A 15665-nucleotide genomic window follows, 5' to 3' on the forward strand; every position below is an offset into this window, starting at 1 on the left:
GGGCATGCGGGCCGGTCCTGTCACGCCTGGGGCTGGTTTACGCTGCGGCCGAAGTCTCGCCCAGCGTTGCCAGTGGCTTCATGAGCAGATGGTTCTGGGAATAGTCTACCGGTACCGAGATCACAACCGGGCCTTCGACTTCCATGGCATCACGCAGCGCGCCCGCCACGCCATCGGCTGACTGGACGGCAATGCCGTGCGCCCCGCAGGAGCGGGCAAACATGGCAAAGTCGATCGGCCCGAAATCCACGCCCGAACCACGGCCGTATTTCTTCTTCTCCTGCATCTCGACCATATTGTAGGCCTGATCGACCCAGACCATGTGGACGAGGTTGCACTTCAGGCGCACCGCCGTTTCCAGTTCCATGCACGACATCATGAAGCCGCCATCGCCCGAGATGGAGATCACCTTCTGCGCCGGGTTGACAAGGCTGGCCGCAATACCCCACGGCAGGCCCACGCCCATGGTCTGCTGGCCATTGCTGATCAGCATCTGGCGTGCGCGGAAGGACAGCAGGTAACGCGCCAGCCAGATATGGAAGGTGCCCATGTCAAGGCACATCGTGACATCGGGGGTTACGAACTGCTCCAGCTCGCGCACGATCTGCAGCGGGTGCACCGCCGTGTTGGACGTGCTGCGCGCGCCTGACAGCGCGGACAGGCGGGTAGCGTGGTACTGGCGCAGGATATCCTCAAGTTGCGGGGCGCGCGGCAGCTTGCCCGCCTTGGCCGCCAGCGCACGGACGGAGGCGCCGATATCGCCAACCAGTTCCACCGCCGGGTCGTAATGCGTGTCCAGTTCAGCGGGCACCACATCGATATGAACGATCTTGCGGCCGTTATCGACATTCCACAGCCACGGATCGTACTCGATGGGATTGTAGCCGATCGAGATTACCAGGTCCGTCTCATGCAGCAACTGGTCGCCCGGCTGGTTACGAAACAGGCCAACGCGGCCACCAAAGCGGCCGGACAGTTCCTGCGAGACGGCACCGGCCGCCTGATAGGTGCCAATAACCGGCACGCCGGTGGTGGCCACCAGGGCGCGCACTGCGTCCGACACATCGGGACGACTGGCGAGAAGGCCCAGCAGGATAACCGGGCGCTGCGCCTTGCGGATCAGGCCCAGTGCCTCGTTTACCGCCTCTGCGGGGGCGGCGCCGGGTGCGGGCTGCGGGCGACCCGCCAGCACCTTGCCTTCCGCCGGCATGGACAGGATATCCATCGGCGTGCTGATGAAGGCGGCGCCGGGGCGACCACTCTCGGCAAAGCGCAGCGCGTTGGCAACCGCTTCGGACACGGCGGCGGGAGATGTGATTTCCGCGCTGTATTTGGTGATCGGCTGGAACAGGGCCACCGTGTCCATGCTCTGGTGCGTAAGCTTCAGCCGGTCAGCCAGCTTGACCGCGCCGCCAATGGCCAGCACCGGGTCGCCTTCGGAATTGGCGGTGGCAAGGCCGGTCACGAAGTTCGATGCACCGGGGCCGGAGGTTGCAATGGCAACACCCGCCTTGCCCGTCAGGCGGCCGATGCCACCGGCAATGAAAGCGGCGTTCTGCTCATGGCGGGTCACCACGGTCTCGATCGGGCTGTCCACCAGCGCGTCGAACAAACGGTCAACCTTGGCACCGGGAATGCCGAATACATGGGTCGTGCCGTGTGCAACCAGGTTGCGCACGATCATGTCCGCCCCGCACTCCGGCGCGGCCGATTTGGTCTTGTCAGTCATGATTTCAGGTATCCTGAACGGTTGGCACCGCAGCCGGGGCGGAGCGGACAGTTGCTCAGGCGGGAGGGGAAACCCTCAGCCGCCCTCGGCCACGCGAATGGCCTCGTGAATGTTTTCGGGGGACAGGTTGGCGCGCGCGAACTGTTCGGTGCGGGGCAGCTGGATTTCCACATCGGAAATCACGCCCACCTCAAGCCGACCGCGCAGCACGCCGTAATCGGTCACATGGCCGCCACGGCGTCCGTCCTCAGTCAGGAAGTGCAGGTGATAACCCGCCACGTTCACGCCCTGCATGTAGCCCGGCGTGCGGAAACCAAGCATGGTGCCGGTGGAGGCACCAAGCTGCATGGTGGGCTGGCGGGCCACCACTTCCAGCATGGGTGGGTAGGGCTGGCACTGGCAGAACACGGTGCGGGTCTCGACCCGCTCGAACATGCCGGTAAAGCGCACGGCGGCGAACAGGTTGGGATTGTTGACGAGGTGATCCACGATCGCCTCGAAGCCTTCCTTATCCTGCGCGGTGTCGATCATGTATTCCTTCTCCGGGTTGAAGAAGGTAACGCAGGCGAACGGAGTCCTGAGGTCGCCCGGCACACGACCGGCCTGCCCGTCTGCACGGAACTGGTGGATTACGCTGTCATTGACGATCATCTCGCCATCAAGGCCGTTGAACGTGCCCAGCCCGAAATTGCCGTGCATCAGCAGTTCATCAAGCGTGGTCTCGCCATCATAGACCGCATCAAGCAGCGCGGCCATGGTCGATGTCTGGTACAGGCGGTTCATGCGCGGACGCACGCCAGTCGAATCAGCAGCGCTGGACCGGGTATCAACATCCCCTACCGAGTAGCATTTAAGCTTCACGACCTCAGTCTCCTGCATCGGGGGACAATGCGGCACATGGCATCGCCTCAACCCGGTCATTTGTGATTGCAGACTAATGGTGATGCAGGCAGGTTCGTACGTCCAATATATATTAAAGCCTATTTCCATATATAAAATATATGGAAATGCCGCCGTGCAGGCCCTGGCCTTGCCCTTGGCCGTTCAGGACTGCCATTGTGAACGCGCATTGAAATTCAGGATGACCGGATATGAAGCCACTTTACATGACGCTCGCCGCCTTCTGCATGGGCGGCCTGATCGCGGGCAGCAGCGCGGCCCATGCCGAAAGCGACCCCAAGCCCCCCTATGGTCCCGGTACCTATACCGGTGCATGGACAGCACTTGGCCTCAAGCCCGTCACCATTACCGCCAACAAGGCACTGGGTCCGGCAGCACGGCTTTACCTGCAACTGCCAGATTCGCTAGGCAAGATCACGGGTCTGACCGGGCGGACAATCGAACTGAAGGTGCAGGACGGGACATCGCTGCGTTCGGTCGATGACAACCCGCGCACCATCTTCCGCCTGACATCCCCCAACGCGGCCGACCTGCAGATGCAGGGCGAAAAGCCCGGCCAGAAGCTGGACCTGCCGCTTAGCCGCGCGGACTGAACACGACATAACATTCGGCCAGCCCGATGGCGGGCATGTTGCAATCATACCTGCAAAAAACTGAATGCCGCCTTTTGCCAAAAAAAGGCGGCATTCAAAAACTTTTGTTCTTTTTTATTAAGCGTTTACTTTTCGGCCACTGCCCCACTCAGTCATGCATGCTGGCCAGTAGGGCACGCACCCTGCTGCGCAGTTCGTTCTCGCGCGGCACGCTGATCGCCTCACGCAGGCGGCGCATCTGGCGGCGGGCGGCATAAAGCTGGTCCAGCAACGACAGGATAACGGGCATCCCTTCATCATTGATGCCCATGTCCTCGCGCAGTTCACGGATCAGATGCGCCCGCGCCTCGTCAATCTCGCGGAACAGATAGTGCCCACGCGCGCCTTCGGGGCGGAGCCAGTCACTGTCGATCCATTCCTGCACGTCCGCTACCGGCACGTTGCCGATGCGCACGCACAGGGTCTCGAGCGTGATCATGCCTTCCCCTCCTCCTGCTCCCTGACGGCATCAAGCGCCTCGCCGCGCAGGAAGGCCTCAAGAGCCGGATCCACCGTACCTATGGTCACCACCAGCTTGACATAAAGGTTGCCCGCCTCATGCCCGCCATGCGCCTTGACCCCACGCCCGCGCAGGCGCAGCACGCTGCCACTGTCGGAATGGGGGGGGACGTTCATCTTGACCGACCCCGCCGGGGTGGGAATGGTGATGCTGCCACCAAGCACCGCCGTCTTCAGGTCCACCGGCAGCGACATGCGAATATCGTTGCCATCGCGGGTATAGGTTGCATCGGGCGCCACGGTGATGGTGACCAGCGCATCACCCGCGGGACCGCCCTGCTGGCCGGGATCACCCTTGCCGCGCAGGCGCATGACCTGATCGTTCCCGATACCTGGCGGGATTTTTACATCCAGTTGCGCGCCACCGGGCAGGGTGATGCGCGACGTGCCGCCATTGACGGAATCGAGGAAACTTACGGTTAGCGCATACTGCCGGTCTGCCCCCTTCTGCGGTCCCTGCGGCCTGCGGCGGAAGCCACCGCCAAAACCGGCACCACCGCCGCCCTGGCCAAACATGGTGCCGAAGATGTCGCCCAGGTCATCTTCCGAAAACTGACCGCCACCGTAATTGAAGCCCTGCGGCCCCTCGGCATAATCGCGGTAGCCACGACCGCCGCCGCCAAAGCCCTTTTCCTGGCCACTGGCGTCAATCTCGCCACGGTCATAGCGGGCACGCTGCGCCTCATCAGACAGCAGGGCGTTGGCCGCGCCCACGGCCTTGAAGTTCTCCTCCGCAACCTTGTCACCGGGGTTGAGGTCGGGATGGTACTTCTTGGCCAGCTTGCGGTAGGCCTTGCGTATGTCATCCTGACTGGCCGTTCGCTTCAGGCCGAGTACCTCGTATGGATCCTTGCTCACTTAAAAATCATCCCTCCGTCAGGAGCACCCGGCCCGTCCGTGCGCCATGTCTGCCCTGAACATCATGAATACGGCCATATGGCCACTCTTTCCTCAATAATGGGAAGTGGAAAGGGCATGGTCAATGAAAGGACATGAAATCTTCAATCCATGCATAGCTGGCAGAAGAAAATAACAAAAGAGAGACTTAACCATAACATTTTTTGTATTTTTAATTAAATGAGAAATGAAGTATTCCAAAAACAATAGAAATATAAAAAAGATCCTTCCTGATGCACGCCGTTTTCCTCACCCTTGCATTATTGACCGTAACGGGGATCAGCAGCCTGATCTCCCGCGTGGGGCGCATTCCCATACCGCTGCCGCTGATCCAGATCGGGGTTGGCGCGATCGCGGCCCTGGCGGGGCTGAATATCGGCTTTGATCCCGACATGTTCCTGCTGCTGTTCATCCCACCCCTGCTCTATGCCGATGCCTACCGCATGCCGATGCGCGAGTTCGGTGAACTGCGTAACGTCATTATCATGATGGCGCTGGGACTGGTGGTGTTCACCACGCTAGCGTGCGGGTATTTCATCCACTGGCTGATCCCGCCCATCATGCTGCCCGCGGCCTTTGCGCTGGCCGCCGTCATGTCGCCGACCGATGCGGTCTCGGTCGGCAGCATGATCGAGGGCGGTCGCGCACCCGCGCGCGTGGTGCATATCCTGCATGGGGAAGCGCTGCTGAATGATGCATCGGGGCTGGTGTGCTTCAAGTTCGCAGTAGCGGCGGCCATGACAGGGCTGTTCTCGTTCCAGCAGGCGCTGGGCAGCTTTATCTTCATGTCTGTCGGCGGTATCGTGATCGGCATCGTGTGCGCATGGGCGGCGTGCCGGGCGGAACATGTGCTGCTGACACGCGGGTACGACGACCCGCCCACCCAGATTATCCTGGCCATGATGCTCCCCTTTGGCATCTACCTGATCGCGGATGCGGTAGAGTGTTCGGGCATCCTTGCCGCCGTAGCGGGTGGCATGACCGTAAAGTTCACCGGGGTAATGCACGAGGCCCGTACTGAAACACGGCTCAAGGCCACCACCGTGTGGGATATGGTGAACTTCACCTTCAATGCCGTGATCTTCCTGCTGCTGGGGCTGCAATTGCCGCAACTGATCAGCGGGGGGGCCGCGATTGCCCGCGCGGGCGGGATTTCGCCTTGGTTCCTGATCCTGGCAATCCTGGGCATCCAGTTCATGATGAGCCTGATCCGTTTTGTCTGGATCTGGATTTCCATCTCCGCACGGCGGCTGTTCGCGCATTTCCGCCACCGCAAGACGGTCATCCCTTCCGTGCGCACCATCCTGCTCATGACGGTGGCGGGCACGCGCGGGGCCATCACGCTGGCCGCCGTGCTCTCGCTGCCAGTGGCAACGCTGGCCAGCTCGGGCTTTCCGGGGCGTGACCTGCTGGTTACGCTGGCGGCAGGGGTGATCATAAGCTCGCTACTGCTGGCAAGCCTTGCCATACCCGCCCTGCTGCACGGCATGAGCACGGGAGAGGACGATCCCTCCCTGCATGAACTGGACATGATGCGCATAGAACTGGCGCAGACCGCGATAGAGGCGCTGCACACCGAACAGGCGGCGCTGGCCCAGCAGGAAATGAACGCCGCCCCCGGCGGTGAAGAAACGCTCGACCTGAAGCAGGAAGCCATTGCGCGCCTGCTGCACGAATATCAGGACACGGTGCACCGGCTGGACAATTCCCGCGCGGCGGAGGCCAGCATCCGTACGGCCGCCATACGTGAAAAACGCACGGAACTGGCGCTGCGCTTCCGTGTCATTCGCCACATGCGGGAACGGCTGCATATGCGGGTGATCCAGAAACACATCAATGACGAGACCGAATGGACCATCAATCAGGAACTCGATTTCATCGAACAGGAACTCCAGATCGAGGCCCGCTCCCTTCCCCGTCCTGACAGCCTGCCACAGTCTGCCCCCGGCCCCGCCACACAGTCCCGCGCTGAATGCATGGCCGAACCCGTAACAAGCTGACACAAGGGAGTGGTGGCCCGCCCCGATAGCGGCCACATACCCAAGCACCATGAAGGAAGCTCCATGCCCCCCATCCGTCGCATCCTGCTAGCCGGGCTGGGCCTTGCCACGATGGCCGTCACCGGCGCGCAGGCCCGCTCCCACCATTTCCAGGTGCCCGAGCACCGTGTCCATGCCAACTCACCCTACGGCCATGTGCAGAACTATCAGGCCACCATGGACGAACATGATCCCCGCTACGTGGCCGCAACGCAGAAATGCGAGGCCAAGGGCGCAATGGGTGCACTGACCAGCGCCAACGGTGGCAGCGCGCAGGTCTCGGCCGGGGACAGCCATGTGAAATTTTTTAGCCAGTGCATGGTGGAGGAAGGGGTCTGGCAGACCCGCTACACAAATGATGTAGGCGGCAACCTGAACCAGTAAAATGGTGCCTGAAAATACATAATTGATAAAAAAGGGAAAGTTTTTGGGTGCCGCCTTTCTTCAAAAAGGCGGCACCCGGCACTGGAAGCATCCGTTGCGTCAGCAGGCCGTCTGCCGCCGCTCAGCGACCCGGAGGCGCCATGAACTCCGGCCCAACGGGGTCGGGAATGCAGCGGGTCAGGATGGCATCTATCTCACGGCGATCCTCCGCGCTGAGCTGCCAGCCGGTGGCATCCGCCACGGCCGCGATCTGGTCCGGGCGGCGCGCGCCCCACAGGGCGATGGTCGGCCCCTGGTCCAACACCCAGCGAATCGCCAGCGCCAGCAGGGACTTGCCATGCCGCTCACGCGCGAAGGCCTGTAGTTCCTGCACGGCCTGAAGGTAATGCGCAAAGCGGGGCGGCTGGAATTTGGGGTCGGCGCTGCGCAGGTCATCGGAACCGAATTTCGTGTCCGCCATCATCTTTCCCGACAGCAGCCCCCGGCACAGCGGACCGTAGGCCAGGATGGTCAGGTCATGCTGGCGGGCGTAGGGCAGGATATCGTGCTCCATCGCACGCTCGAACAGGTTGTAGGGCGGCTGCACGGCGGCAAGGGGAGCGAACTCCCGGAACGCTTCCATCTGCGCGATGGTGAAGTTGCTGACCCCCAGCGCACGGACCTTGCCCTCGCGCACCAGCGCTTCGAGCGTGCGGGCGGTTTCCTCCATCGGAACGGCGGAGTCGGGCCAGTGCACCTGATACAGGTCGATGTAGTCGGTGCGCAGGCGACGCAGAGAATCCTCAATTTCCTTGCGGATGCGCGTAGCTGACGTATTGCGGAAGGGCTTGTGGTCTTCTTTCCAGTCCAGCCCGACCTTGGTGGCGATGGCCACCCGGTCGCGTCGGCCGGCCACAGCCTGGCCCACGATTTCCTCTGAATGGCCAAAACCGTAGACGGGTGCCGTATCAATCAGCGTGATGCCAAGATCCAGCGCTTCATGGATGGTGGCGATGGCCTGCCGGTCATCCGGGCCGCCCCACATCCATCCGCCAATTGCCCATGTACCAAGGGCAATACGCGAGACGGGATGGTCGAGGCCACGGATGGTGGTGGTTTCCGTAACGGATGGCTGTGTCATGAATCCTCACTTAATCGTCTGGCTTGCATCTGGTCGGGCCATGGCCGCGCGGGCCATCCTACACATGCTGCCATGTCCCGGCACCTGACCGTTACCCGCCACATGCTGGCTGCTGGCATGCATGCGGCGCGTCCCAGTCCAACCAACACGAAGGCCGTGCGGGCGTTGCGTTTTTTCTGCCCCATGGGCTCCACCCCCTTCCGTATGGCCGGTACGCGCCGTATGGAGAAAGCACGCCGCCTGCAATGGAGTGCCAATTTTGCGCAAGATAGCCCTTCTCTTACCCCTGGCCTGCCTTGCCGCCTGCGCCCAGGGGCCGGACAACCATACGCACCAGGCCACGGGAACCGGAGCGCTTGCGGTCAATACTCATGTGCCGGATTTCGCCACCCGCAATTACGAACCCTTCACCCGACAGGACGTAGTGGCCATTGCCCTGCGTGAATGGCGGCTGTTTGGGCAGCCGGTCAATGATGACGACCCCGAACTGCGCCTTGAGCCCACCACCCCTGTCACCAAGCCCGAACGCACGCCCGGCCTGTGGCAGCGCGTGGGGGAATACTGGTGGATCGGCCAGGACCCGCAGGAGACCGAGGCCGCGTGGGACGGCAAGCATGACGCGAACGGTCACATAACCGATTTTGTCCATGACGGACGCTATGCATGGTCGGCGGCGTTCATTTCCTATGTCATGCGGGTTGCGGGGGCGAATGACCGCTTTGCCTATTCTCCCAACCACGCCACCTACATCAATGCCGCCGCATCCGGGCAGGAAAAGGGCGTGAAGGCACGCAATCCCGCCCATTACGCGCCAAAGCTGGGCGATCTTATCTGTGTAGGCCGGGGGGGAAGCAAGTCGGTGCGCTTTCGTGACCTACCCACGCCGCATGGCTTTCCCGCCCATTGCGGCTTTGTCGTGGCCGGCCCGCATGATGACGCGCCGTTCGGCCATGAAATCAGCATTATCGGTGGCAATATAGATGATGCGGTAGCCCTGACCCATGTACCGGTCGGACCGGACGGGCGGCTGTTCGACAGCAGGGGCAACAGCCTGGACAGCCGCTATCCCTGGTGCGTGGTACTACAGGTCCGCTACGATGCGGACAGCGAACCGCAGACGGACCGCTGACCGCCTGCGGTGGCCTTACGTGCGGCGCTGTCAGCCACGCGTGCTGGGCAGCCCGGATGCCTGCCAGCCCGCAAGCCGGCCCCGGCCGCCGGTGGCATCCTGCGGGCCTTCAAACCCATCGGCCACGTTGAATACGGTGTGATACCCCGCATCATAGGCCGCATGGGCTGCCGCCATACTGCGCGCGCCGGAACGGCAGATGAAATAGACCTCATCCGTCTTGCCAATGCCCGCCTGCTCCAGCGTTTTCACAAAATCGGGGTTGACCTGGCCCGCCGGCGGCAGTTGCCAGCTATCCAGCACCAGCGCCTTGCCGGCACCCGACAGGTCGGGCACGCCAATGTGTTCCCATTCCATGGGGGTACGCACATCAACCAGCCAAGCGTTGGGGCGGCTGCTCACGGCCTCCCATGTGGCGGTGGGCGAAATATCGTCAATCATCACTGGTTCCTTTCATCGGGAAAACCGGTTTAGGGATATGCCAAGCAATGAACATTCCTGATAGTAGAGAATGCAACACGCTGGCATGGACCCCATGCTGCCTCTTCTGATCCAGACCCGCGAAGGTGCTGCCTTATGACCGAAAGTGCAAATCCCGCCTCCTCCCTCTCACCGGACATGCCGGCTGCGATCGGCCATACGCCCCTGATCCGCCTGCGACGGGCATCGGAGGCAACGGGATGCGATATTTATGGCAAGGCGGAGTTCATGAACCCCGGCGGCTCGGTCAAGGACCGGGCGGCGCTGGCCATCATCAACGATGCCGAGCGCCGTGGCACGCTCAAACCCGGCGGCACAATTGTGGAAGGCACGGCGGGCAATACCGGCATTGGCCTGACACTGGTAGCCAATGCGCGCGGCTACCGCTCCATCATTGTCATGCCCGAGACCCAGAGCCAGGAAAAGATCGACTTCCTGCGCATGATCGGCGCCGATCTGCGTCTGGTGCCCGCCAAACCCTTCCGTGATCCGGGCAATTACGTACATGTCTCGCGCCGCCTGGCGGAAGAGACCGGCGGCGTATGGGCCAATCAGTTCGACAACACCGCCAACCGCGAAGGCCATCGCCACACCACCGCCCCCGAAATCTGGGAACAGACGGGCGGCAGGATCGATGCCTTCACCTGCTCATGCGGCACGGGCGGCACGCTGGCGGGCGTGACTCTGGGGCTGGAGGACGCGGCGCGCCAGGCAGGCGTTGCCCGTCCGCGCATCGTGCTGGCCGACCCGGAGGGCTCGGGCCTGTACGGCTGGGTCAAGTCAGGCGACCTGTCGGTCAGTGGTTCCTCGGTTACCGAGGGAATCGGCCAGTCACGGGTGACCGGCAACCTGGAGGGGCTACATTTCGATGATGCCGTGCGCATACCCGACGCCGAAGCGCTGGAGCAGATCTACAGCCTGCTGATTGACGAAGGGCTGTCCGTTGGCGGGTCGGCAGGCATCAACATCGCCGCCGCCATCCGGGTGGCGCGCGCCATGGGTCCGGGCCACCGCATTGTCACCATCCTGTGCGACGGGGGGGCACGCTACCAGTCCAAGCTGTTCAACCCCACCTTCCTGCGCGCAAAAGACCTGCCGGTTCCGCACTGGCTGGCCTGAGCGCACAACATGGGCCGCTTCCTGCGGGTTGCGACATGATTGCAACGGAGTGAAACATCAGATGTTTCCGCCGTTGCACTCGTGTAAGATGCGGCAATGAATCCCCTGCCGCATATCCTGATCATTGATGATGATCGTGAGATCCGTGACCTGCTGGCACGCTTTCTCGAACGCAACGAACTGCGGGTCACCACGGCGCGCGACGGGCATGAGGGCCGCCGCCGCTGGTCGGAAGGGCATTACCAGCTCGTTATCCTCGATCTCATGCTGCCCGGTGAGAGCGGGCTGGACATCTCGCGCTGGCTACGCACGCAGGCCAATGTGCCCATCGTGATGCTGACTGCCATGGGCGATGACACTGACCGCATCATCGGCCTGGAACTGGGTGCAGACGACTACGTGTCCAAGCCCTTCAACCCGCGTGAGCTGCTGGCGCGCATCCGCGCCGTACTGCGCCGCACATCCGATACCCCCGACCCGCGCAGCGTGCCGGTGCTGCACACGCTGCGCTTCGCGGGCTGGACGCTCGATACCGGCAGGCGGCGGCTGCTCAACCCGAATGAGGTTGAAGTCCCGCTGACCGGGGGTGAATATGACCTGCTGCTGGCCCTGCTGGAGCGCGCAAACCGCGTCATGACACGCGACATGCTGTTCGACCTGCTGCGCGGGCGGCAGGCCGGGCCCTTTGACAGGGCGATTGACGTGGCGATAAGCCGCCTGCGCCGCAAGCTGGAAGATAACGGGCGCAATGCCCAGCTTATCAAGACCGTGCGCGGCGGGGGCTATGTGCTGGCGGCGGAAGTCGAGCGTCTCTGAGCGCGCCATGTCACCCGTATCCCGACCTTTCTTCCTGTTCTCTGCCCCCCTCACATCAGCCAAGACCCCGCGAGGCTGGCGTCAGCGCCTGATGTGCCGCCTGCTGCCCCAGTCACTGGCGGCGCGCACCACGCTGCTGCTTATCGGGGGGCTGGGGGTCATACAGGTGGTCGGACTGACCATCCACGCCATGGACCGGTTCGATTTTGACCAACGCATGATCCATGAACGGGCGCGCAGCAAGGTTTTCACCTATTACCGCGCCATTGTGGAAACCGCTCCCCCCGACCGGGCGCGTGAACTTGCGGCACTCCAACTGCCCGAAGGGGTCAGTATGACCCTGACCCCCGGCCCCGAACCCGACATGGTCAACGGACTGGTCCTGCCCTCCCACCCGCCGCCCCACATGCACGGGCCCGATGACTGGAACGGCCATCCCGACGGCACGGGGGAAGGCAGGGGCTTCGGCCCACATGGCTTCCACTGGTCCGGCCACCCCGGTGGCCCAGGGGAGGGTGACCCCGGCATGGGCCCCCTGCCCCAGTCACTCCGGCCCGAACAGGTCATGGTCTCTCCCATTCCGGGGCGGCACCGCACGGTGGCCTTCCTGCTACCCGATGAACGGCGCTGGGTCACGATCCATTACGTGCTGCCCCGTCCCAGCCTGTTCCGCTCCCCCACTTTTCCCATCGCCTTCCTCATCATGACCTTTGCGGGCGGGATCCTGATCCTGTGGGGCGTGCGCAGGCTGATCGCCCCGGTCAGCACACTTGCCGCCGCCGCCGAGGAACTGGGGCGCAACGTGAACGCGCCCCCCATGCCCGCAGACGGCCCGCGCGAGGTGGCGCGCGCCGCCCACGCCTTCAACACCATGGCGCACCGCATCCGCCGCTACCTGACCGATCGCACGCTTATGCTGACCGCGATCGGCCATGACCTGCGCACACCCATCACGCGGCTGAAACTGCGGGCGGAATTCGTCGAAGATGACGAGATACGGGCCAAGATGCTCAGCGACCTTGATGAACTGGAGGCCATGGTGGCTGCAACGCTGGCCTTTGGCCGCGATGCCGCCCAGCGTGAACCGATGGGCCAGGTCAACCTGACCGCCCTGCTGCAGACCATCGCCGATGAAACCACCGAGACCTGCCCCCTGCTGGAAGACAAGGTCACGTTCTTATCCGAAACGCCCGACAATGTGCTGGTACGCGCCCGCCCCGTGGCGCTCAAGCGCGCGCTGGGCAACCTGGTGAGCAACGCGGTCAAATATGCCGGAGAGGCCAGGATCGTGCTGCTCCCCCCCCAGCGGGGTGAAGGGGATGACGCGGGTGAATACAAGGTCACCATCCTGATCGAGGACGAAGGCCCCGGCCTGCCGACCGAAGACCTTGAACGCATGTTCGACCCCTTTGTCCGCGCCGAACAGAGCCGCAACCGCGAAACCGGTGGCACCGGGCTGGGGCTTTCGATCTCGCGCAATATCATATGGGGGCTTGGCGGTGATATCCGGCTAGGCAACCGTAACCCGCATGGACTACGTGTGACTGTCACACTTGTCTGCTAAGGTCCGATTCCAGTACGGACAATTCAGGATATAGCGCTCAATGCCGGACAGAACACACCGCTATCAGGTCTCGCTTTTATGGACTGGAAACGGCGGACACGACGGGGCTTCCCGGCAGGCCCCCCAACGTAGCTACGAACTGCACTGCCCCGGTCGACCGGTCATTGATGGTTCGGCCGCACCGGCCTTCCGGGGGGACGCACAGAAATGGAATCCCGAAAAGCTGCTGCTTGGCGCACTGTGCGCCGACCATCAACTCTGGTTCATCCATCTGTGCACGGCAATGGGAATCGGCATCCTGTCCTATGCCGACCACGCGGAAGCCGTTCTGGATGAATTCGAGGATGGTTCCTTCTCCTTCACCCAGGTTATCCTGCGGCCCCACACCGCCCTTTTCACCCCGCACGACACCCAGCAGGTGATCGACCTGCATCAGGATGCGGCCATGCGTAGCTGCATCGCACGCTCGGTCAGCTTTCCCGTATTGTGCGAGCCACGAGTCACCAGCGCACAATAATCCCTTGCTGCCCATGGGGGACAATGGCATTGCCCGATAATGCTTGACCGCCTGTATGCCCGCATCCTTGGCCTGGCCGCCAGCCCGCACGCCGTGATCTGGCTGGCGGTCATCGCCTTTGCCGAAGCCAGCGTCTTTCCCCTACCACCCGACATCATGCTGGTGCCCATGGTGCTGACATGCCGGGCACGCGCCTTCCGTCTGGCCGCCATCTGCACGCTGGCCAGTGTATGCGGAGCGGTGCTGGGATGGTGCATCGGCTCGTTCCTGCTGGAATATGCAGCCATGCCCATAGTGCGGTTCTATCATGCCGAGCATACATTACTGGCATTGCAGGAGCGCTTCCGTGAATGGGGCATCTGGATCATCCTGATCAAGGGCCTGACGCCCATCCCGTTCAAATTCGTCACCATTGCCAGCGGGGCCGCCCACCTGCCGCTCGTGCCGTTCCTGGCGGCGTGCGCCATTACGCGCGGGGCGCGGTTTTTCCTGCTTGCAGCCCTGCTCAAGCGCTTTGGCGCGCCAATCCAGGCTTTTATCGAACGCAGGTTGCCGCTGGTGGCGGGGCTGGTGGCGGTTGCCGTCGTGGCCGGGATCGTGGCCCTCAAATATATCTGAACCTGCGAAGCGGGGCGTGCGACAGTGTTCGGGCGGGGACAGGCGTGGTATGATGGCATATGTCGTCAGTTTGTCCTGTATGCCCTGTGGCCTGACAGGACTGATATGCCAACGGGTGGGAGAGCACAGTTCATGCCGCAGCAGGTTGCCGTCATTACCGGAGCGGGCGCGGGGATCGGTCGCGCCACAGCACGCACACTGGGCCGCGCCGGGTGTGACGTCGCCCTTGTCGGCCGCAACCGTGACAGACTGGGGGATGCGGCGGCCGAACTGCGCGAACTCAATGTGCGCACCCATATCGTATGCGTGGACGTAGCCAATGCTGCTGCCGTGGAACAGGCTGCGGAGGAAATCGAGGAAAAGCTCGGCCCCATCACGCTATGGGTAAACTGCGCGGGTGCGACAGTGACCGGGCAGGTCGCAGCGCTTGAGGCCGACGAGATCCGCCGCGCCACGGAAGTCACCTACCTTGGCACGGTCAATGGCACCCGCGCGGCCCTGACGCGCATGCGCCGCCGTGGCCATGGCACGATTGTCAACCTGGACCGGTTGGCCAGCCTACGACCGCCGCCGCTACAGGCGGTGGAAAATGGCGCACGTGCAGCTGTTCGGGCCTTTTCAGAAAGCATCCGGCCCGAAATCCTGCATGATGGCGACCGCATCCATATCGCGCTGGTGCACCTGCCCGCCATCAACACGCCGCGTTATTCATGGACGCGCAACCATACCGGCAAGCGCCTCAAGCCGATGGGACCCGTCTATGAACCTGAAATCGCGGCTGAGGCCATCTGCCGCGCCGCCTTCGACCAGCAGCGTGACATCTGGGTTGGTCTGTCTGGCGTGCGCAACTGGCTGCTATCCACCTTCCTGCCCGGCCTGTCGGATGGCTGGCTGGCGGGCAAGGGCTACGCAAGGCAGATAGAAAAGACCGCCGTTACGGGTGATGAACCTGATGACCTGTACGAAACCGTGCCCGGCGCCTATGCAGCCCATGGCCGTTTTGACATGGTTACCCGCAAGGGCATGCCGCTGCTGCTGACCACGCGCCATGCCCAGCTTGCTACCGCGATGGGCTTTATGGGCATGCTCCTGCTGGCGCTACGCCGCAAACGGAAATAACCAAAAAACATCAGAAAGTTTTTGGTGAAGCTTTTACAAAAAAGACGGCACCCAAAAACTTCCGTTCTGTCTGCCGCATTCTG

At 62.8% G+C, this 15665-nt stretch carries 16 protein-coding genes; 10 read left to right on the plus strand and 6 right to left on the minus strand.

Annotated features, from left to right (window positions below; genetic code table 11):
- Positions 1-37: 37 nt before the first annotated feature.
- Positions 38-1729, minus strand: a complete 1692-nt coding sequence (alsS, locus tag GLX_RS07190; protein ID WP_014105325.1) for an acetolactate synthase AlsS — start codon at positions 1727-1729, stop codon at positions 38-40.
- 75 nt (positions 1730-1804) lie between these two features.
- Positions 1805-2608, minus strand: coding sequence for an acetolactate decarboxylase (gene budA / locus GLX_RS07195; RefSeq protein WP_193360636.1), 804 nt, complete (start codon positions 2606-2608; stop codon positions 1805-1807).
- Between the two features lie 212 nt (positions 2609-2820).
- Between budA and GLX_RS07200 the strand changes: the two genes are divergently transcribed.
- A complete protein-coding gene (locus GLX_RS07200) occupies positions 2821-3222 on the plus strand; it encodes a hypothetical protein (RefSeq protein ID WP_014105327.1) in 402 nt (133 codons plus the stop codon).
- Positions 3223-3370: 148 nt separating this feature from the next.
- Here the strand turns inward: GLX_RS07200 and GLX_RS07205 are convergent, their stop codons facing one another.
- Both GLX_RS07205 and GLX_RS07210 read right to left on the minus strand, forming a co-directional pair.
- The gene (locus tag GLX_RS07205; RefSeq protein WP_014105328.1) at positions 3371-3700 is read right to left on the minus strand and encodes a chaperone modulator CbpM; all 330 of its coding nucleotides are present in this window, start codon (positions 3698-3700) and stop codon (positions 3371-3373) included.
- Positions 3697-4638, minus strand: coding sequence for a DnaJ C-terminal domain-containing protein (locus GLX_RS07210; protein ID WP_014105329.1), 942 nt, complete (start codon positions 4636-4638; stop codon positions 3697-3699). Before GLX_RS07210 ends, GLX_RS07205 begins: the two co-directional genes overlap by 4 nt.
- A gap of 272 nt (positions 4639-4910) precedes the next feature.
- On the opposite strand from GLX_RS07210, the gene GLX_RS07215 reads away from it, so the two are divergent.
- Both GLX_RS07215 and GLX_RS07220 read left to right on the plus strand, forming a co-directional pair.
- Entirely contained in the window at positions 4911-6677 is a 1767-nt protein-coding gene (locus tag GLX_RS07215) for a Na+/H+ antiporter (protein WP_014105330.1), read from the plus strand.
- Positions 6678-6740: 63 nt separating this feature from the next.
- Complete coding sequence (locus GLX_RS07220) at positions 6741-7100, plus strand: hypothetical protein (RefSeq protein ID WP_041247253.1); 360 nt, start codon at positions 6741-6743, stop codon at positions 7098-7100.
- Positions 7101-7221: 121 nt separating this feature from the next.
- Here GLX_RS07220 and GLX_RS07225 read toward each other — a convergent pair whose 3' ends face one another.
- On the minus strand, positions 7222-8220 hold the full coding sequence (locus tag GLX_RS07225) for an aldo/keto reductase (RefSeq protein ID WP_014105332.1): 999 nt from the start codon (positions 8218-8220) through the stop codon (positions 7222-7224).
- Positions 8221-8479: 259 nt separating this feature from the next.
- On the opposite strand from GLX_RS07225, the gene GLX_RS07230 reads away from it, so the two are divergent.
- The gene (locus GLX_RS07230) at positions 8480-9349 is read left to right on the plus strand and encodes a DUF2272 domain-containing protein (RefSeq protein WP_081477882.1); all 870 of its coding nucleotides are present in this window, start codon (positions 8480-8482) and stop codon (positions 9347-9349) included.
- Between the two features lie 30 nt (positions 9350-9379).
- Here GLX_RS07230 and GLX_RS07235 read toward each other — a convergent pair whose 3' ends face one another.
- A complete protein-coding gene (locus tag GLX_RS07235; RefSeq protein WP_014105334.1) occupies positions 9380-9790 on the minus strand; it encodes a rhodanese-like domain-containing protein in 411 nt (136 codons plus the stop codon).
- A gap of 135 nt (positions 9791-9925) precedes the next feature.
- Between GLX_RS07235 and GLX_RS07240 the strand changes: the two genes are divergently transcribed.
- The 6 genes from GLX_RS07240 (at position 9926) to GLX_RS07265 (ending at position 15582) form a co-directional block, all read left to right on the plus strand.
- The gene (locus GLX_RS07240; protein ID WP_014105335.1) at positions 9926-10948 is read left to right on the plus strand and encodes a cysteine synthase A; all 1023 of its coding nucleotides are present in this window, start codon (positions 9926-9928) and stop codon (positions 10946-10948) included.
- 96 nt (positions 10949-11044) lie between these two features.
- Positions 11045-11764 (plus strand): response regulator, encoded by a 720-nt coding sequence (locus tag GLX_RS07245; protein WP_014105336.1) that lies wholly within the window; start codon positions 11045-11047, stop codon positions 11762-11764.
- A gap of 7 nt (positions 11765-11771) precedes the next feature.
- Complete coding sequence (locus tag GLX_RS07250) at positions 11772-13328, plus strand: ATP-binding protein (RefSeq protein ID WP_041247254.1); 1557 nt, start codon at positions 11772-11774, stop codon at positions 13326-13328.
- Between the two features lie 40 nt (positions 13329-13368).
- Complete coding sequence (locus GLX_RS07255) at positions 13369-13845, plus strand: OsmC family protein (protein ID WP_014105338.1); 477 nt, start codon at positions 13369-13371, stop codon at positions 13843-13845.
- Between the two features lie 39 nt (positions 13846-13884).
- On the plus strand, positions 13885-14463 hold the full coding sequence (locus GLX_RS07260) for a YqaA family protein (protein WP_014105339.1): 579 nt from the start codon (positions 13885-13887) through the stop codon (positions 14461-14463).
- 132 nt (positions 14464-14595) lie between these two features.
- Positions 14596-15582, plus strand: coding sequence for an SDR family oxidoreductase (locus GLX_RS07265; RefSeq protein ID WP_014105340.1), 987 nt, complete (start codon positions 14596-14598; stop codon positions 15580-15582).
- Positions 15583-15665 lie beyond the last annotated feature (83 nt).

The organism is Komagataeibacter medellinensis NBRC 3288, assembly GCF_000182745.2.
In the GTDB taxonomy this organism is placed as follows: Bacteria; Pseudomonadota; Alphaproteobacteria; order Acetobacterales; family Acetobacteraceae; genus Komagataeibacter; species Komagataeibacter medellinensis.